This window comes from Brucella lupini, assembly GCF_002252535.1.
Lineage (GTDB): Bacteria > Pseudomonadota > Alphaproteobacteria > Rhizobiales > Rhizobiaceae > Brucella > Brucella anthropi.
Genome location: NZ_NNRN01000053.1, coordinates 135720 through 154886, shown reverse-complemented (window position 1 = coordinate 154886; position 19167 = coordinate 135720). Strand labels below are relative to the sequence as shown.

The window sequence follows — 19167 nt, the reverse complement described above, 5'->3', positions numbered from 1 at the left end:
GATAATGCGACGAAACAAATATTCAGAGCTCAGGTCCAGAAATAGCGCACGATATGGAAGAAGACCGGAGCCGAAAAGACGAGACTGTCGGCCCGGTCGAGCATCCCGCCATGTCCTTCGATCATATGGCCCCAGTCCTTCACGCCGCGATCGCGCTTGATAGCGGAAGCAACAAGCCCGCCGAAGAAACCCATGATGCATGATGTGGCCGCAAGGGCACCCGCCTGCACAGGCGAAAACGGTGTGAGCCATGCAAGACCGGCCCCCAGAAGAGAGGCGCTCGCGACACCGCCCACAAAACCTTCCCAGGTTTTGGACGGCGATATGCTGGGCGCGATGCGATTTTTTCCAAACAGCTTTCCGAAAATATACTGCAGCACATCGCTGCCCTGCACGGTGGCCACCAGAAACGCGATCAGAAGCAGTTTCTTACCGTCAAAACCGGGAATATCCAGTGTCATCAGCGCGGGCACATGGCTTATGCAATAGACCGACAGCATGATGCCCCATTGCTGCTCGCTGATACGCTCCAGAAAGCGCGACGTGTCCCCGGAAAGTGCAGTCAGAACCGGCATGGCGAGGAAGCAATAGACCGGGATGAAGATGGAATAGAGCCCGTACCAGTCGATCCAGATCAGATAGTATTGCACCGGAATGACCAGCAGGAACATGCCGAGCAGCACGCGATGGTCGGCGCGGCGTGTCTGCGTCAGCGTCGCATATTCGCGCAAGGCGGCAAACGAGATCAGCGCGAACAGCACGATCACGCCGCCCTTGCCGAACAGGAAGGCGATGCACATGGCCCCGACCATGATCCACCACGCCTTGATGCGGGCATTGAGATTGACCAGCGTGGACGAAAGCGGCTTCGGCGCGCGCCATGAAAGAACACCGGCGACGGCGCTTGCCGTTATCAGAACGCCCATGAGGCCAAGGAATAATCGGGTCGTTTCACTCATGAGTGATTACCATTCTGGGGCTGAATATCGAGAAGGCTCTGACGGGCGCGGGCGAGAAATTCCTTGCGGTCCTCACCCTCGCAAAGCTGCACCGGCGCACCGAAAATGACACGGCAAAGAAGCGGCACCGGCAGCATGGCGCCCTTGGGCAGCACACGCGACATGTTTTCGATCCAGCACGGCACCAGCTCGACATCGGGGCGTGCCAGCGCCAGATTATAGATGCCGGAACGAAAGCGCAGCAGCGCTTCGTCGGTCATGTTGCGTGTGCCTTCGGGGAAGATGATGAGCGAATGACCATCGGCCAACGCTTTCAGCATGACTTCCATCGGGTCTTGCGTGCGTTCCACCCAGTTGCGCTCGACAAGCACGGTGCGCAACAGAACTTCTGCCATGAACTGGCGCACGCGGTTGCCCCGCCAGTAATCAGCACCAGCAACTGCACGGGTGCGCGCGCGCTCTTCCTGATCGAGACAGGAGGAAAGCAGGATGAAATCGCCATGGCTTGTATGGTTGGCAAAATAGATACGCTGATTGCGCGACGGACCGGTGCCGCTCCAGATCGGACGCACGCCGGTAATCCCGCGCGACAGGATTGCGAGAAACGAACCGAACGTCGATTGCACCTGATGGCGGATCAGTTCCCGCATGTCACAGCCCCTGACCCAATGGCACCGTGGCCAGCAGAATGAAAAGTACGATACCCAGCCCCATGAAGAACCGCAGACGCCCCATGATGCGTCGCGAGCCTTCTATCCTTTTCGCGAGTGGACGGACCGTGCCGTCATTGGAGCGCAACCCCATGCGCTCAAGAATGCTGTCTACCTCACCCAAGCCCGTTTCACCGGAACCGGCGATCAGCTTGAAAAGCGCGGCATCGAACAGGAGATGCGCAGCGATACCCAGCACGATCAACGCGCTTACCAACAAAAGCGGCCAGATCAGCCAGAAGGCCAGATCATGCACCGGGCGCATGAAGGGCGCGACCGCAAGCAAAGCCACGGCGACAACGATGCCGAGAAAGGCATTGCGGCGCAGAACAATTGCTATGGACGCTGCCGGAGAATTCATGTCAGCTCCTCCGCCAAATGCAGATGCACCGGCCAGCCCCTGGCACGGATCAGCGCTTCGGCTTCTCGCGCATTGGCGACACGCCCGGTAGAGACGAGCCATGCGACCGCAACTGTTGCGCTGCGCTGAAAACCAAGCGCGCAACAGACAAGAACCGGGCCGTGATGGCGTGCGGCTTCAACGGCATCGGAGGCCAGTTGCACCTTTTCCGATGACGGCGCGACCAGATCGAGCGTGCCAAAGTTTTTCCATTCCGTGGCATGCAGCGGTGGCACCATTTCAGCGGCAAGATCAATGACGGCAGCAAAGGATGAGGGTTCTGCGGCTCTTGGAAAATGCCCGAGAAACACTCCGTCGGCCAACTCGACATGCGGCGGCAGCTTGCGTGTCCAGAACCGCACATTCAGCCGGGCAAAAAATCGGTAAGGCCAAAGCAGCCAACGGCTTGCGAGACTGACCGATCCATCTGTCTGCTTCTGGAAAATGCCAGCACCTGCACCGAAATAGCCAAGCGCTACAATGGCCAGTGCCGTTGCAGGCCAGAGCCAGAAAACTGCATAGCCGGTGACGGTCAGGCCATGGATGGCGAGCACCAGAAACAGGATTGCGCCTGCCAGATAGTAAAACCCGATCCTTCCGGCTTTGGGGTCTGATGTGAACCGAAACTCTGCCAGCGGCGAAGGACCGCTGCGCGGAAAAAGCCACAAGGCAAACAGGCCAAGCAAAGCACCTGCCGGAATATCGACCGCGTGATGCTGATAGGTGGTCAGCACCGACAGACCGATCAGCAGACACCAGACATGCCAGACCATGCGTATGGTATCGCCCATCACGCGGCGCATCTGATCCCAGATGATGATCAAGAGCGCGATATGCAGCGAGGGCGCCTGATTAAAAGGTTTGTCGAAGCCGCCAAGCACATCGAACATAAAACCCGGAAGACCTGCCGTTGCCGGTTTTACAAAAGTTGCGGTCAACGGAAAAGCGACGAAGCAGAGAACAGCGATGATCTGTGCCGTCAGATAGCGTTTTGCCAGCCGGTCGACCTGTTCGGGGCTGTCATTGACGAACAGCGCAATCGCATAAAACAGATTGACCGACCAATAGGGAACGATGCTCCACGCGATAAACGGAACTTGGCTTTCCCATCCGAAAGCAAGGTTAGGCACATGACCTTGCTGCGATGCGAGCCAGTTGGCCGTACCGTAGGTCAGGTAGAAAAAGGGCGCTAGAAACAGAAGCCAAAGGATCGCGCGACGGATCACAGGCCGCCGCGAAGATCCGTCAAGTTGCGTCAAATGCACTGTCACGCTTGGCCGTCTCCCACGCGCTCCGCAATCGAGACGGTGAAAATGCCCCACTGATCGACGCGCTGTTCGATCTTGCGATAACCGGCCTTCTCGACAAGCTGATCCATTTCGCCCTGCGTGCGACGGCGCATCACCCATGCCTCGCCGCCGCGATGTGACGTGAGCGCACGCGCGATCATTTCAAGCTGCGGATGCCATGGCTGGTTGGTGTAAATGAGCAGTGAGCCGGGTTTCTGCACACGGGCGAGGCCCGAAAGCGACCGGTTAATGAGCGCATTGTCCGGGAAAAGCTCGTAAAGACCGGACACGATGGCGAGGTCCGGCTGCGGCGTGACCGCTGCAAGGCTTTCCTCGTTAAATGCGTCACCCTCTTCCATATGGGCAATCGCCTCCAGCCCGCGATCCCGGATGAGCTTGTTGCCCGCCAGCACATTGATCGGCGAATAATCGCGCAGGTGAATGCTGTCCGGCATGGCGTCGGCACGCACCATCGCATCGATGACATAGCGGCCATGGCCGCAGGCAATGTCGAGAATATTGGTCGAGCGGCCCTCGCTTTTGAGCCGTTTGATCGCCGCACCGATCAGTTCTTCCAGATGCACCTTGCGCTGGCGGATACCCCGCCAGCCGATCGCTTCCAGAAACTGCTTGTCGATGAGCTTGCCACCCGGCCCGAGGCCCCGTGCTTCATTCTCATAGACATAATCGAGCGTGGAACCGGAATCGAACCCCGTGCGCTTGCCGACTTTCAACCCTTCCGAAAACAACGCACCGAAGGCTATCGAAGCGCGTGTCGACGCCCAGTAAAGCCCCTGCGCGGTCAGAAGCGGCAGCGGGCTGGACAACCGGTCGGCCTCGTCGCGCGTGTGGCCGGCAATATGCGCATCCGTCAGATCGGCGCGCTGCGGCTTTTCGGCAAAACGGAACTCGATGAAATCGTGGATGAGTTCGATTGCGGGTTTGCGATCCCGTTCGCCGAGCGTGTCGTGATAGAACCCTTTCAGAACATGCCGCTCCTTGATGCGGCTGCCGAGATTTTCAAAGAAGCGATGTTGCGGCGCAGGACGCACGACAAAATCGCTGCCGGAAATGAGCAGTTGCGTCGGAACGGTGATCGCCCGCGCATCATCCACCACGCGCTTCGCCGTCTCATAGAGTTGCAGCAGGATGTGCGAGGCGATGGGGCGCGTAATCAGCGGATCGGTACGATAGGATTCGATGCGTTCCGGATCATGGGTCAGGAATTGCGGCTTGACGTATGAATTGACGTAGAAGGTGCCTTTCAGCTTCTGCCACAGGCCGATGCCTTCCTTGGCGAATGGCACATAGAGCTTGATGTCGAAAGCGGGCGAAGCCAGCACCAGCGCCCGAATATTCGGCGCATAGTCATGCACCCAGGCCGCAGCCAGAACCGCGCCGACACTCTGCGCGATAATTGCCACATCCTCGATGGCGGTGCCAGTTTCCTGACAGATATGGGCGACAAAACTGTCGAGGTCACGGATCGACGCGCCGAAGGACGGCGAGAAGCCGCGCACGCCCGGCGACTGGCCGTGGCCGCGTGCATCCCAGGCGTAGAAGGCGTAGTCATCCAGCCCCAGCTCATCAACGAGGTGTGCGACGCGTCCGCTGTGCTCATGGCCACGATGCAGGAGGACAATCACGCCTTTCGGCCTGCCGGAAATTGCCGGCCAGAAACGGTAGAACAGCGACGTGCCGTCATGGGTGACGAACTGGCTTTCCTGCGCCGCGCGATGCCGATTTGTAGCGTGCTCGTTCATGCCATCCCCTCTCCACCTGTTTCCTCATGGGACAATTGCCCGCAATTTCTATTGAGTGAAACAAAATGTTTGAATAAACGAGCTGGAGCGAACCGCAAATAGCTGTTCAATACTTATTCTTCGTTTCCCAAGAGATTCTTGATGTCGGTTTATCAACTCAAGTCGCGTTTCCAGAATTTACTGAGACCTCTTGTCGTGCGACTTGCTGCAGGCGGTGTAACGGCCAATCAGGTTACAGTCGCTGCCGCGCTCGTCTCGATCATACTTGGCGCTTTTCTGGCGTTGAGCGGTAACGCGGCATGGTTTGCACTCGTCCCGATCTGGCTTTTCCTGCGCATGGCGCTGAACGCCGTCGACGGAATGCTGGCGCGCGAACACGGACAGAAATCGACACTGGGTGCCTATCTCAACGAGATTGGAGACGTTGTTTCCGATGCTGCCCTTTATGCGCCCTTCGCGATCATCGCGCCGTTCACCGGCCCATGGCTATTCGCGATTATCTTTCTGGCCACCCTTACGGAATTTGCAGGCGTTGCCGGTGCGTCCGTGGGTGCGAGCCGCCGCTATGACGGCCCGATGGGCAAAAGTGACCGCGCTGTGGTCTTTGGCGTGCTCGGCGCATGGATTTCCATTGATGGCATTCTGCCACAATGGATTTTCTGGCTGCAGCCGCTCCTATGCCTGCTTCTTGTCGCGACCACGGTCAAGCGCATCACAAACGGCATAAACGAAGCAAAGAGCGGGTAAAACGGCTTTCCGGTACTGGTATTGACGCAATTGGGGCCTATGTTGGTCCATTCAATTCCAGCTCAATCGGAGGCCATGCCAATGAAGAAAGCTAAGACTGCTTTTCTGTTTGCGGGCATATTCGCATTTTCATCCGCGCTCAGCCCGGCGCTGGCTGCCAGCAATGGCAGTTCGAAACAAAGGGCGAAGGAAGTCACCGCTGTCATCAACGCCGTCGCGCAGAAAATGCCCGACCAGCCGATCAATACGGTGATGTATATCCGCTCCAATAATTTCGAGGTTCTCGCAGGCGACTGCACCGTGCGAGCGCATATCATCTCGTCGGGTCACAAGGCGAAAAGCACTTCTCCCGACAAGATCAAGGTCCGGCTCAACAAGCGGCGGTGCGCGCGCTAGAGCATTTCCAGCAAAAGCGCGAAGCGGTTTTGCCTAGGATAGTGCGGCAAACCAATTCGTTAGAACAGTCCTGCTATAACAGGACCGTTCTAACTCCCATTAAGCTGTGACTTTGCAACGGTCTTGACGACCCAGTCGGCAAAGACACGAAGGCGGTTGCTGAGGTGGCGGTTGGGTGGATAGACCAGATAGATCGGCATCGGCTCGATTTCCCACTCCTGCAGGACGGGGCGCAACGTGCCGTTTTCTATGTCATCCTTCACCATGAACAAGGGTGCCTGCACCACACCGAGCCCTGCGCGCGCGGCTGCGAGATAGGTGGTCGATTCGTTCGCTGCCACCACATAGCGTCCGTTGACCTCGATTTCCTCCGTCCCTTTTTTGAAACGGAACGGCATCTGCTGGCCGGTCGATGGCCGGAAATAACCGACCACCGTGCAGTTCCTGCCGAGATCGGACGGGTGCAGTGGCGTGGAACAACGGTCGAGATATTCGGCGGAAGCGCAGGCGATGAAATGCATGTCGCCGATGCGCCGCGCAATCAGCGACTGGTCGGCCAGCTCGCCAATGCGGATGGCGCAATCGACGTTCTCCGCCACATAATCGACAGGCCGGTCCGATACGCCAAGATCGATCTGGATATCGGGATAACGCTGATGAAACTCGATCAGCGCCGGAATAATGATGAGATTGGCGACCGCGCTCGCCATTTCCACGCGCAGGCGACCTTTGGGCAAGGTCTGGGCGCTCGACAAGCTGCCGTCAAGTTCCGCAAGATCGGCCAGCAATCGTGCAGCGCGCTCATAGTAAAGTGCGCCATCCGGTGTTACGAGAACACGGCGGGTCGTACGATTGAGGAGTTTTGTACGAAGATGGGTTTCCAATCCTTGGATAAGATTGCTGATCGTTGCCTTGGGCATATTGAGCGAGGCGGAGGCGCGCGTGAAGTTCCCGGTTTCAACAACCCGGAGAAAAGCGCGCATGGCCGAGAGCTGGTCCATTATCAAAAAGCCGTCATTGTTCGAGATTCTGGACAGTGTAACCAATTATAGGGGACTATTCCAGCCTATAGACAATGCTAATATCTAACAATGGCGGTTTGCCGCTATACATGAAGGCCAAGAAAGATGTGCGAGAAGTTTACGGTTGAGACAATGCAGGCGGGTAACACCAACTGCACGGCGCGCATTTATAAGGGCGCTAAGTTGCTCTCTCCGCCGCCTGTGGTGTTGCACCTTCACGGCGGTGCTTTCTCGGTCAACTGCCTTGGTGACTGCGAGCGTGTTGCCGAAACACTTGCCGAGGCAGGTGCGGTGGTCGTGTCGCCAGAATATTCGTCGGCCTGCCTCAACCCGTTCCCGGCGGCGCTTGAGATAGCCTACTCCATTTTGTCTTCGATGCGCGCGCGTTGCCCTGAATTAGCGCACAAGAAGTCGATGCTGTTCGTCGCCGGTGAAGAGGCGGGCGGCAATATTGCTGCCGGCGTAGCCCTCATGGCGCGCGATCAATATCTGACCGAACTCAAGGGTCAGATACTGCTTTCGCCCATGCTCGACCCCTGCCTCGCCACGGCGTCTTTCCGCAAGCATTGCCCGGAAAGCGCCGTCCAGACGATGTCGGATGGCTGGCAGCATTATCTGGGCGAGTGTGCGGGTTTCACCCACCCCTACGCCGCGCCTGCCCTGTGTACGCGTCTTGCTGGTCTGGCACCCACCTTGCTTGTCACCAGCGCCCAGTGCCCGATGCGCGATGAAACGCAGGCCTATGCCGAGCGTCTCCGTCAGGCGGGCGTGAAGGTACAATCGCATGTCCTGCCCGGGAAAGCCGGCTGGATAGCCGAAAACAAGGTGGCGGGCACCGACTGGTCGCCACAGGAACATAAACTTATCGACCTGTTTTCCGATTTCTTCCGGCAGGCAGGAGCAAAGTCAATCGCAGCATAACATCAGTTTTAAAGTCCTCCCAAGCTTTGATCTGGTGCTCACATTGAAGCCGGCCCCCACCGGTTAGGAGATACAACAATGACATCGATCACAGCCCGCCGGGCGCTATGGGGCGCCGGCCTGAGTATCCTATTGTCTGCAGCCGGCGGCGGCGCCATTCTCTTTGGCGCGCCTCACCTCAAGGCCGATGCTGCAACCGATATTTCCGCTCCACCGCCCGCCGTGCCGGTTTCGGTCGCCAAGGCAGAATCGCGACGCATCGTAAGCTGGGAAGAGTTTTCCGGCCGTCTGGAAGCGATTGACCGGGTAGAAATTCGGCCGCGTGTCGGCGGCGCCATCCTGAAAACCCATTTCCGCGAAGGCGCTCTGGTGAAACAGGGTGACCTGCTCGTCACCATCGATCCCGAGCCCTATGCGGCGGCGGTCGAAAAGGCAAAAGCGCAGGTTTCCGCTGAAGAAGCCCGCGTCGCACTGGCCAAGACCGAACTGGAACGCGGGCGCCAGCTCGTGACCACCCGTACGATCGCCCAAAGCGGCCTCGACCAGCGCTCCAGCGCCTATGATGAGACGCAGGCAAGCTTACGTTCCGCCAAGGCAGCCCTGCGTTCCGCCGAGCTCGATCTTCAATATACCGAAGTGCGCGCACCGATTTCCGGTCGCGTCGGGCGGCTGGAAGTCACGGCAGGCAATCTCGTTGCGGCAAGTTCCGCCTCGCCGGTCCTGACCACGCTTGTTTCGGTCGATCCGATCTATGCAAGCTTCAGCGCCAATGAGGAAGTCGTCACCAAGGCGCTTGCCAAGCTTGCAGCCTCGCCTGGCGGAAACGCCATCGAGCGCATTCCTGTCCAGATCGGCACTGCTTCCGATGAAGGCACCCCGATTTCCGGCCATATTCAGCTCATCAACAATGAAGTCGATGCCACAACCGGCACAATTCGGGTTCGTGCGGCAATCGACAATCCGGACGGAAGGCTCATTCCTGGCCAGTTTGTCCGCATTCGTTTCGGTGAGCCCGAACCGGATGAAAAACTGGTGGTGAGCGACCGGGCGATTTCTTCCGATCAGGACAAGAAGTTCGTCTTCGTGGTCGGCACGGATAACAAGGTTGAATACCGGCAGGTAGTTCTTGGTCGCAATTATGACGGCCTGCGCATTATCGAAAGCGGGTTGAAGCCCGGCGAGAATATCGTCGTGAACGGCCTGCAGCGCATTCGTCCAGGCGTGGTCGTCGCACCGCAACCGGTAACCGAAACACTTGCCCAGAACTAGAGCGGTTCCAGTTTGAACGGAATCGTGGAACCGCTCTATCTCTTTGCTTGTACGCATTTACCTCACGCAAAACCGCTTCGCACTTTTGCTGGAAATGCTCATTGAAACAGTGCGCGCCTGAAGCGCGCATAAACGCAAACACTCAGCCTAAACAACCCGCGAGAACACTTGTTCCCGCGGGCCGGGAGAGTCTTTGCCTTCCCGCTTAAGGGGGATAAACAGATGAACTTTTCACGCTTTTTCGTCGACCGCCCGGTCTTCGCTGGCGTTCTGTCGGTCCTGATCTTCGTTGCCGGTCTGATCGGCATGACAGGTCTTCCGATCTCGGAATATCCGGAAGTCGTGCCGCCACAAATCGTAGTTCGCGCGCAATATCCGGGCGCCAACCCAGCCGTTATTTCCGAAACCGTCGCCACGCCGCTTGAAGAACAGATCAACGGCGTCGAAGGCATGCTTTATATGCAGAGCCAGGCGACCGCCGACGGCGTCATGACGCTGACCGTCACATTTGCGCTCGGCACCGATCCCGATCAGGCCCAGCAGCTGGTGCAGAACCGTATTTCGCAGGCCGAACCGCGCCTGCCGGAAGAAGTGCGCACCCTTGGCGTCACAACTGCCAAAAGCTCGCCCGACCTGACGCTGGTGGTTCACCTCATCTCGCCCGATGGCCGGTATGACGTGAACTATCTGCGCAACTATGCCGTTTTGAACGTCAAGGATCGTATCGCCCGTATTCCGGGCGTCGGTCAGGTGCAGATATTCGGCGGCGGTGATTATTCGATGCGCGTCTGGATTGACCCGCAGAAGGCAGCCGAACGCGGACTTTCTGCAAGCGATATCGCCACTGCCATCCGCCAGCAGAACGTTCAGGCTGCTGCCGGTGTCATCGGCGCATCGCCGTCCGTTTCGGGCCTCGACCTTCAGCTATCCGTCAATGCGCAAGGCCGTCTCCAATCACCGGAAGAGTTCGCGAACATCGTCGTGAAATCGGGCAGCGAAGGTGAAATCACCCGGCTGGGCGATGTTGCGCGTGTCGAAATGGGCGCCGCTGATTATTCCCTGCGCTCGCTCCTCGACAACAAGTCAGCGGTTGGCATGGGCGTGTTTCAGGCACCCGGCTCCAATGCGCTTGAAATTTCCGAAAACGTCCATGCCGCCATGGCCGACCTGAAGAAAACTATGCCGGAAGGCGTGGATTTCGACATCGTCTATGACACGACGGCGTTTGTGAAAGCCTCGATTGAATCGGTCATTCATACCCTGCTTGAAGCCATCGTGCTGGTGGTGATCGTCGTTATCATGTTCCTGCAGACATGGCGCGCCTCCATCATCCCACTGGTTGCCGTTCCCGTCTCCATCGTCGGCACGTTTGCGGTGATGTATGTGTTCGGCTTCTCCATCAATGCGCTCAGCCTCTTCGGCCTCGTGCTTGCCATCGGCATCGTGGTCGATGACGCCATCGTGGTAGTGGAAAATGTCGAGCGTAACATCGAGCAGGGCCTGTCGCCGGTCGAGGCAACCTATCGCGCCATGCAGGAAGTGTCCGGGCCGATCATCGCCATCGCACTGGTGCTGGTTGCGGTCTTCGTGCCGCTTGCCTTCATCACCGGTCTGACCGGTCAGTTCTACCGCCAGTTCGCTCTCACCATCGCGATCTCGACGGTGATCTCCGCCTTCAACTCGCTGACGCTTTCGCCTGCTCTGGCAGCTCTGCTGCTGCGCGGTCACGATGCGCCGAAGGATCGGCTGACCCGGATCATGGACAGGCTGTTCGGCTGGTTCTTCCGTGGCTTCAACCGTTTCTTTGGTGCAAGTTCAAACGCCTATGGCCGCGGCGTTGGCAGCATTCTCTCGCGCAAGTCGCTGGTGATGGGCCTCTATGTCGTGCTGCTCGGCGTCACCTTCGTGCTGTTCCGTGCAGTGCCCGGCGGCTTCGTTCCGGCGCAGGACAAGCAATATTTGATCGGCTTCGCGCAATTGCCGGATGCGGCAACGCTCGACCGTTCGGAAGATGTGATCCGCCGCATGAGCGACATTGCCCTCAAGCATCCGGGCGTGGCCAATGCCATTGCCTTCCCCGGTCTGTCGATCAATGGTTTCACCAACTCGTCGAACTCCGGCATCGTTTTCGTGACGCTGAAGCCGTTCGAGGAGCGTAAAACCCCGGAACTTTCGGCCAATGCCATCACCGGAGAACTGAACCAGCAGTTCGGCGCCATTCAGGATGCTTTCATCGCCATGTTCCCGCCACCGCCCGTTCAGGGTCTCGGCACGACAGGCGGCTTCAAGCTCCAGCTTGAGGATCGCAACGGGCTTGGCTTCAAGGCGCTGGACGATGCGACCAAAGCGTTTCTCGCCAAGGCCTATCAGACACCCGAGCTGGCTGGTCTCTATTCGAGCTACCAGATCAATGTGCCGCAGCTTTATGCCGATCTTGATCGCACGAAGGCACGGCAGCTGGGCGTGGCGGTGACCGATGTGTTCGAAACCCTGCAGATTTATCTGGGTTCGCTCTATGTCAACGACTTCAATGCCTTTGGACGTACCTATAGCGTGCGCATTCAGGCCGACGCGAATTACAGAAGCCATGCCGAAGATATCGGCAAGCTGAAGGTTCGTTCGCAGTCGGGCGAGATGATCCCGCTGTCGGCTCTTCTGAAAGTCGAGCAGACCGTAGGTGCGGAACGCGCCATCCGTTATAACGGCTTCCTTTCCGCAGATATCAACGGCAACCCGGCTCCCGGCTTCTCGTCCGGGCAGGCACAGGCTGCCATCGAACGGATCGCGGAAGAAACCCTGCCTCCGGGCATCGCTTACGAGTGGACCGATCTGACCTACCAGCAGATTCTCGCCGGTAATTCAGGTTTCCTCGTCTTCCCGCTGGCGTTGCTGCTCGTCTATCTGGTTCTGGCCGCGCAATATGAAAGCCTTGCCCTGCCGCTGTCGATCATCATGATCGTACCAATGGGGATCATGGCCGCACTCACCGGCGTCTGGTTGACAGGAGGTGACAACAACGTCTTCACCCAGATCGGCTTGATAGTCCTTGTAGGGCTGTCGGCAAAGAACGCGATCCTGATCGTGGAATTCGCCCGCGAGCTGGAGCTGTCCGGACGAAGTGTCGTGCAGGCGGCGGTCGAGGCAAGCCGGTTGCGTCTGCGCCCGATCCTGATGACCTCGATGGCCTTCATCATGGGCGTGGTGCCTCTGGTAATGTCGACAGGTGCTGGCGCGGAAATGCGCTCAGCCATGGGTGTCGCAGTCTTTGCAGGCATGATCGGCGTGACGGCCTTCGGCATCTTCATGACGCCGGTGTTCTATGTGCTGATCCGCAAGCTCTCAGGTGAACGTCCGTTGAAACATGCAGGCGCAAAGATCGAAGCCCCGCATCTGGCGCCGGGAGAATGACCCCGGCATCACCTCAAGACCTGACCAGAAGGGCCGGAGCAATCCGGCTCTTTTCATGTAATCAGCGGATTTATTTTCTTCGCGTCGCGATATCGCCCGAATCTGTTTCTTAACAGGGAGCTTGTTCGATGCATGAAGGAGAAGATTGTTGCAAAAGTCCGGTTTGCTTGCCCTCGCCCTTGTTGTCACTGCGCTAACAGCGTGTTCCGAAACAACGCCCGGCCCGTCGGCAAGTGCCGCTCCTGCAAAACGGCCTGTCGATCCGGCACCCATCACCGGCAACTGGTGCAGCTCCGATGGCCAGCGGTTCTCCATTTCCGGCGAGCGTTTTGACAGCCGCGACAGCCAGTGCTCCGTAACACGGATCAACAATTACGAAGGCACGTTTACCGTCGCCATGTCCTGCACCGCTAACGGTCAACAGTCGAACGAAAACATCACTATTTCACCTGTCGGCCAGTCGCTGCATATCTCGTTCCTGTCCATGGGTGGCAAGCGGGCAGTGGTGAGCCGCTGCACCTCCTGACCGCCCCCAAAAACACATTAAGGCATAACCATGATTTGGCGCGATTTTCGCGCCAGATGCGTTTTTACGAGCAGAAGCGTTGCGTTTTCCCGACGGAAATTACGGCGAACGCCCGACTAAATCATGGCCAAAATATGGCAGAAGATATTCCGGGACAATGTGATGCGACAGGGCGATCCCGCTCTGCTAAACTTGCCGTTGCAATGCCACACCCAAACTGAAGGGAGACAGACATGAAAGTCGTATTCGTGACTACAGCTGTCCTCGCTCTGTCGGTTACAGCTGCGATGGCAGACTGCACTTATCATAATGCTCAATCCTCCACGAAGATGGAGAAGCCTCAGACAACTGCAAGCATTCAGACAACGGCACCGGAACAGAAATAGCTGCCGGAATGTTTGAAGCTGAACTGCCATATCTTCATTTGTGACGATGGTTGCCATAAGCAACCATCGTCACAAATTTTTATAGGAGCATTTCCAGCAAAAGTGCGAAGCGGTTTTGCGCAGGATAATGCGTAAAAATAAATAGATAGAGCGGTTCCATGATTCAGTTTAATTGGAACCGCTTTAGAACTTCACGTTGAACGAAGCGTTGAAGCCATTCCGCACCGCTCCATCACCGAATTGCCCCTTGTAACCAGCAGCGAGTGAAGCATTTTCACTGAACTGGAAGTTCAACCCTGCCTCGATCAGGGCTGCGTCTTCGGCAATCGGCACACCTGCCACGCTGAAGGGTTCCGAACCGGCGAAGGCATGACGGGCAACGGGTGTGATGTCACCCGCCGCGTGTTGCCAGCCAAGCGTTGCGTGCAATGTCGAGGCGATACCGCCAAGTGTCAGATCCGTCGCGGCTCTGAGACCCAGCGTCGTATAGGTGACATCGCTATTGTCGCTGTCACTGTGAAGGCCAGCGACGCCATCCCCATCATAACCGTCAGTATGAAGCCGCACATAGGCCAGATTGGCAAAAGGCTCGAAGCTCGCGCGACCGGCCTTCATCTTGTATCCGGCCTCGCCGAACAATTGCAGCGCCTGTGCATCATACGAAGTTTCTTCCACCGCTTTGAAGCCGGCAAAGGAAATCGAACGCCCGGTGTCGATATTGTACCAGCTATGGGTTGCTCCGAAACGAAGCCCGATATCGCCTGCACCAACCTTTTCGATCACAGTTCCGGCGTAGGCACCCAGCGTATAGGAGTCTACATCGGCGCTTGAAAAGCGGTCATCCGCATCGAAGGAAGAATTGCCATAGCCCGCCATCAGACCGGTACGCCAGCTGCCGACCGGAATGTCGGTACCGATGAAAACACCGCCTGCAGAACCGGAAAGTTTGGCAGCATTGCCGTCGCCATCGTTGGAGCCCCAAGCGCCATAACCTTGCAGCCAGAAGGCCGCATCGGCGGTATTGGCACAGGCCTGACCGTAGGCTCCGGCGCTGCCTTTGCCGGTCCACACCGGATTGCCCGCCTTGCAATTTGCATCGAACGAAGCGCGCAAACGGTCGCCGATGGCGTGACGTGCAAACCGGCTTTCATCAATCAGAGCGCCTTTGACGCTGGCATGGATTTCGCCCGACAAGGCGTCGAAACCTGCCCGCGCTTCGGCAGCACTCAAGCTGACGAGCGCATTGTAAACCTCGCCACGGCCCAGCCTGTCGGCAGCGCCCGCCACCGCTTTCTGGTTGCGCGTCTCGCCGACGCTGGCAAAGCTGGTGTCGTTGCGGTCAAGACGGAGATCGAGTGTTGTCGCGCCATAAGTCAGGCTCGGCGTCAGGAATGCCAGATTGCTGTCGATGGTCGCAAAGGTCCCGCTGATGCCACCCGCTGAAGTCAGGATCGTATAGTTGGTCTGCGGTGACCAACTGCCATTTTCGCCAATGATCGAAAGACCACCCGCAAGCTGCGCAGAACCGCCGACCACGAGCTTGCTGGCCTCTCCCGCAGGTGTGGTGTCGATCTGCAGGACGCTGTTTACCGTCTGCACCAGATTGCCATTGATGGTCAGCGCTCCGACGGAACCGCCCGGACGCAAGATGCCCTGATTGGTTACCGACCCGAGAATGACGCCGTGACCGCGCAAGGTGCCGCCTGTCCCGATGGTGACATCGCCACCCAGAACCGCAGCGGAAGGGTCGGCATCGCCGACCTTGAGCATACCGTTTTCGACGACTGTGGAACCGGCAAAACCTGCACCGTTGCCGTTGAAAACCAGCATGCCCGAACCCTGCTTCACAAGGCTTCCGCTACCGGAAAGGCTACCTGTGAAAATGCCATTGCTCTGCTGATCGAAGACAAGCTGCGCATTGTTGGTGATATTGCCCTGCAGGCTTGCCGTATCGCCCAGCAAGGTGCCGCCGCTGACAAGCGTGCCGCCGCTGTAGCTGTTGGCACCCGAAAGGACCAATTTGCCACCGCCCGATTTGACAAATGTGCCAGTGCCGGACAGATCGCCTGCAAATGCGCCGTCGCTCTGCTGGTCGAAGACGAGTCGCGCATTGTTGATGATATTGCCCTGCAGGCTTTCCGTGTTACCCAGCAAGGTGCCGCCGTTGACAAGCGTGCCGCCGCTATAGCTGTTTGCGCCTGACAGCACCAAGGTTCCGTCGCCGGATTTGACCAGAGCGCCGCTGCCCGAAAGAGCCTGCGACACCGTAAAGCGTGCCGCAGCGTCGGCAATGTCAAAGCCACCGCCATTGCCAGTCATGGTCACGCTGCGGGCTGTTTGCGAGAACCCTGTTCCCGTAATCCGCAGCGTTCCGCCATCAAGGATGAGGCCATCGCTGACAAAGCTCATATTGCTGTCGTTCGATACAGAAAGTGTGCCGGCGCTGATCCGTGTGCCGCCGCTATAGAGATTGCTGGCATTGAGAACGAGTGTCCCCGCGCCGGTCTTGGTGATACCGTCTATACCAGCGATAACGGTGTCGATGGTTGCAGTCCAGTTTGCGCTTGCGGCCGAACCGTCACCCACGCGAATTTCAGGCATTGTCGCGCTCTGGCTCTGAAGGATCAGAATATCGCCGTCTAGCCGATAGCCGTCGCTGGCAAACTGCATTCCAAGCGCGCCAACCGTCCCGGCGTTGTCATCAACCGTGACGGTGCCCGACGCTCCACCGAATATTGCAAAACCCGGTTGCGGAGTCATAGGCCCCGTAAAACTGCCCTGACTATCCGTCCAATTCGCGTTGGCAACGGACCACGTACCAGAGCCGCCGCCCATCTGGGAGGGACCCGCCAGGCCGTTTGCATTCCAGAAATTGAGTTCGACCCCGGGGGTCATGTTGACCAGATTGATCTGCTTGGTACCGGTGAGAATTTGGATAGCACTTCCCGCAGGCGGAAAGAACCCACCGCCATTGAAACTGAGAGCCCCACCATAGCTGAACAGATTGTATAGACCCGGCCCCATGCCACCGCCGTTGATGACATTGAGGACAGAAGCGTTTACGGTCAGATCGCCTCGGACCCTGACACTGTCGCCCTGACCGAAAGTCGCGAAATTTATACCCGGCGCTCCAAACTCGAAATCAAGCTGGCTGCCCTGCCCCACGGTGAGATTGCCGTCGACTGTCAGTGTTCCGATGCTGGCGCCAGGGCTTAAATGACTACCCGAGGCGAGGGTCAAATCACCACCAATGCGACCATGCCCGCCAATTGTTGCGCCTGCACCAACCGTAACATTGCCCGCAATCGATGCACTCGTGCCTCTTGTATCTCCGATGATGAGACTGCCAGCCATGACACTGGTAAATCCGGCATAGGTGCTGACGCCGTTGAAAACCTGCTGTCCGCTGCCTTGCTTGACAATGCTGCCCGTACCGCTGATCGCCCCAGCAAAGGTCTGATTGGTCGCATCGCCGAATGTCAGTGTGTTGCCACCGAGCGCTATGGTCGATCCAGCCACACCGCTCAATGCGCCGATGGTTTGGCTGCCTGCTGCACTAATATCGAAACCGGCGCCTGCTGAGCCGAGATTTACAGAGCCGCCTGCCACAAGCGATCCACCACCTCCAAGTGCCAGTGTGCCTGCATAGATCGTCGTGCCGCCAGTATAAGAGTTGTGGCCGGTGAGTGTCTGCGTGCCCCACCCCGTTTTCGTGATTCCGCCCATGCCGCCGATCGTTCCGCCGAATGTGGCGTTTGCGGCACCACCTAATGTCAGGGAGTTCGCTCCCAGGCTGATCTGGGTTCCTGCCGTTCCGGCAAGCACTCCAATCGATCCGGACGAACTGGCCTGACTGATATCCAAACTTGCACCTGCGCCTGCGAGGTTCATCGCGCCGCTGCTTGCAAGCGATCCACCGGCGCCCAGCACCAGTGTACCTGCATTGATCGTCGTGTCGCCACTATAGGTGTTGGGACCATTCAGCCTCAGTGAGGCGGCGCCGTTCTTCGTCAGTCCACCGCTACCTGAAACCACGCCGCTCAAGGTCATGGCGTTGGAGCCATTAACTGCAAGCGTTGCACCACTAATCAGATTTATACGGTTTGAGATATCAAGAGATACACTGCCGTCAAGTCTGGCATTCCCGCTGACGGTAATGCTGCCGCTTCCAAATGCGAGGTTGTTGCTGGCCACTATTTTGCCTGCAACAAGATCTGTGCCACCGCTGAAAGTATTGGAGCCGTTGAGAGTGAGCGTGCTGTTGCCGTTCTTCTTAAGCGAGCCGCCACCAGAAATGACGCCACTCAAAATGAGGTCATTCACGCCGCCGACGTTCATCCCCCCAGCTCCGGCGACAATATCATTGGGAAGCATCAATGCCGGGACCGCCGACATTATATGCCCGCCAGAAAATGTAATCTGGCCAATACCCAGAGATACAGCACTATCGATAGTTACAATAGCGCTGGCGCCAATGCTGGCACTGGAGGCACTCGATGCCCCTGATATCAGCCAGGACCCGCTTCGAGCATTGAGCAGGTTGAAATTGATGTACCGGCTGACGTCGATTGTGCCAGCTGATGATCCGGCTTGCTGAAGGGTTAGCGTATTGTTCCCACCGGCTCCGCCATCGACATATCCCGTTCGGGCGTAACCGAAATTGCCTTCGGGCACGCTAACGGCTACAGCCCCCTCAGTGCCGCCCGCTGAATTGACCGATGAACCCGTGTTGGCGATGAAATGATTGGCGCCCCCAACTCCCAGCGACACGCTGCCATCAATTGTTCCGGAGTTTGTAAATGTGTTACCTGATGCCGAAGCGCCAAACCCGATGCGCCCAGTGATGGTTCCGAAATTCTCGAAATTGACCTGCCCGCCGCCATAGACCGCAACTACACCTGCGTCAGCCGGATTTATTGTTGTCCCCGAAACAGGCTTGGCTCCAATCGTATGATTATTGGTAATGTTGACGCCGCCGCCGCTGCCGCTCTTCACCATAAGCGCCAGACCTTGGGTGGGATCAGATGACGTGCTCCTAACACCATACAGCGAACCGTTATTGGTGATCTTGTTAACACTGGAATCGAAATTACCGACCACAAGTCCAGAAGACACAATACTCAATTGCCCCAGAAGAGCGGGATCGATTGTACCGTTATTCGTGACAGTGAGGTTGCCGCCTGTAAGCCTCATCGTGTCGCCACCAAGACCCAGAAGCACACCTACGCTGGCACCGGATAATACAGTGACATTCAGATTGTCATCAGCGTTCAAGTAGTTGGGTGCCAATGGATTTGCAGCACCTGAACAGGTCACTACCGTCCCGTTGGCTGAGCATGCCGCGTGCGCGGAAGATGCCGCGCACAAACTG

At 57.8% G+C, this 19167-nt stretch carries 13 protein-coding genes; 6 read left to right on the top strand and 7 right to left on the bottom strand.

Annotated features, from left to right (window positions below):
• Positions 1-29: 29 nt before the first annotated feature.
• Genes CES86_RS17620 through CES86_RS17600 form a run of 5 tightly spaced genes read right to left on the bottom strand, consistent with a single transcriptional unit; the run spans position 30 to position 5121 of the window.
• Positions 30-959 (bottom strand): phosphatidate cytidylyltransferase, encoded by a 930-nt coding sequence (locus tag CES86_RS17620; RefSeq protein WP_029928143.1) that lies wholly within the window; start codon positions 957-959, stop codon positions 30-32.
• Positions 956-1609: a lysophospholipid acyltransferase family protein gene (locus tag CES86_RS17615; protein ID WP_029928145.1), complete on the bottom strand. Its 654-nt coding sequence runs from the start codon at positions 1607-1609 to the stop codon at positions 956-958. Before CES86_RS17615 ends, CES86_RS17620 begins: the two co-directional genes overlap by 4 nt.
• A gap of 1 nt (position 1610) precedes the next feature.
• A complete protein-coding gene (locus CES86_RS17610; RefSeq protein ID WP_029928147.1) occupies positions 1611-2030 on the bottom strand; it encodes a hypothetical protein in 420 nt (139 codons plus the stop codon).
• A complete protein-coding gene (locus CES86_RS17605) occupies positions 2027-3340 on the bottom strand; it encodes a phosphatase PAP2/dual specificity phosphatase family protein (protein ID WP_036596223.1) in 1314 nt (437 codons plus the stop codon). Before CES86_RS17605 ends, CES86_RS17610 begins: the two co-directional genes overlap by 4 nt.
• Positions 3337-5121: a bifunctional alpha/beta hydrolase/class I SAM-dependent methyltransferase gene (locus CES86_RS17600; RefSeq protein ID WP_094515037.1), complete on the bottom strand. Its 1785-nt coding sequence runs from the start codon at positions 5119-5121 to the stop codon at positions 3337-3339. Before CES86_RS17600 ends, CES86_RS17605 begins: the two co-directional genes overlap by 4 nt.
• A 141-nt stretch (positions 5122-5262) precedes the next feature.
• Between CES86_RS17600 and CES86_RS17595 the strand changes: the two genes are divergently transcribed.
• Both CES86_RS17595 and CES86_RS17590 read left to right on the top strand, forming a co-directional pair.
• Positions 5263-5868: a CDP-alcohol phosphatidyltransferase family protein gene (locus tag CES86_RS17595; protein ID WP_029928153.1), complete on the top strand. Its 606-nt coding sequence runs from the start codon at positions 5263-5265 to the stop codon at positions 5866-5868.
• Between the two features lie 81 nt (positions 5869-5949).
• Positions 5950-6264, top strand: coding sequence for a hypothetical protein (locus CES86_RS17590; RefSeq protein ID WP_029928156.1), 315 nt, complete (start codon positions 5950-5952; stop codon positions 6262-6264).
• Between the two features lie 89 nt (positions 6265-6353).
• Here CES86_RS17590 and CES86_RS17585 read toward each other — a convergent pair whose 3' ends face one another.
• Complete coding sequence (locus tag CES86_RS17585) at positions 6354-7265, bottom strand: LysR family transcriptional regulator (protein ID WP_029928158.1); 912 nt, start codon at positions 7263-7265, stop codon at positions 6354-6356.
• 126 nt (positions 7266-7391) lie between these two features.
• Here CES86_RS17585 and CES86_RS17580 point away from each other — a divergent pair, with 126 nt between their 5' ends.
• From CES86_RS17580 to CES86_RS17565, 4 genes are all read left to right on the top strand, one after another.
• Entirely contained in the window at positions 7392-8207 is an 816-nt protein-coding gene (locus CES86_RS17580) for an alpha/beta hydrolase (RefSeq protein ID WP_029928160.1), read from the top strand.
• Positions 8208-8285: 78 nt separating this feature from the next.
• Positions 8286-9476: an efflux RND transporter periplasmic adaptor subunit gene (locus tag CES86_RS17575; RefSeq protein ID WP_029928162.1), complete on the top strand. Its 1191-nt coding sequence runs from the start codon at positions 8286-8288 to the stop codon at positions 9474-9476.
• Between the two features lie 222 nt (positions 9477-9698).
• Positions 9699-12884 (top strand): efflux RND transporter permease subunit, encoded by a 3186-nt coding sequence (locus CES86_RS17570; RefSeq protein ID WP_011982625.1) that lies wholly within the window; start codon positions 9699-9701, stop codon positions 12882-12884.
• A 148-nt stretch (positions 12885-13032) separates the two neighbouring features.
• Positions 13033-13410 (top strand): hypothetical protein, encoded by a 378-nt coding sequence (locus tag CES86_RS17565; protein WP_029928164.1) that lies wholly within the window; start codon positions 13033-13035, stop codon positions 13408-13410.
• A 569-nt stretch (positions 13411-13979) separates the two neighbouring features.
• Here the strand turns inward: CES86_RS17565 and CES86_RS17560 are convergent.
• Positions 13980-19085 carry an autotransporter domain-containing protein gene (locus CES86_RS17560; protein WP_167387126.1) on the bottom strand — a complete coding sequence of 1702 codons (5106 nt, stop codon included), beginning with the start codon at positions 19083-19085 and terminating at the stop codon, positions 13980-13982.
• Positions 19086-19167: the final 82 nt, after the last annotated feature.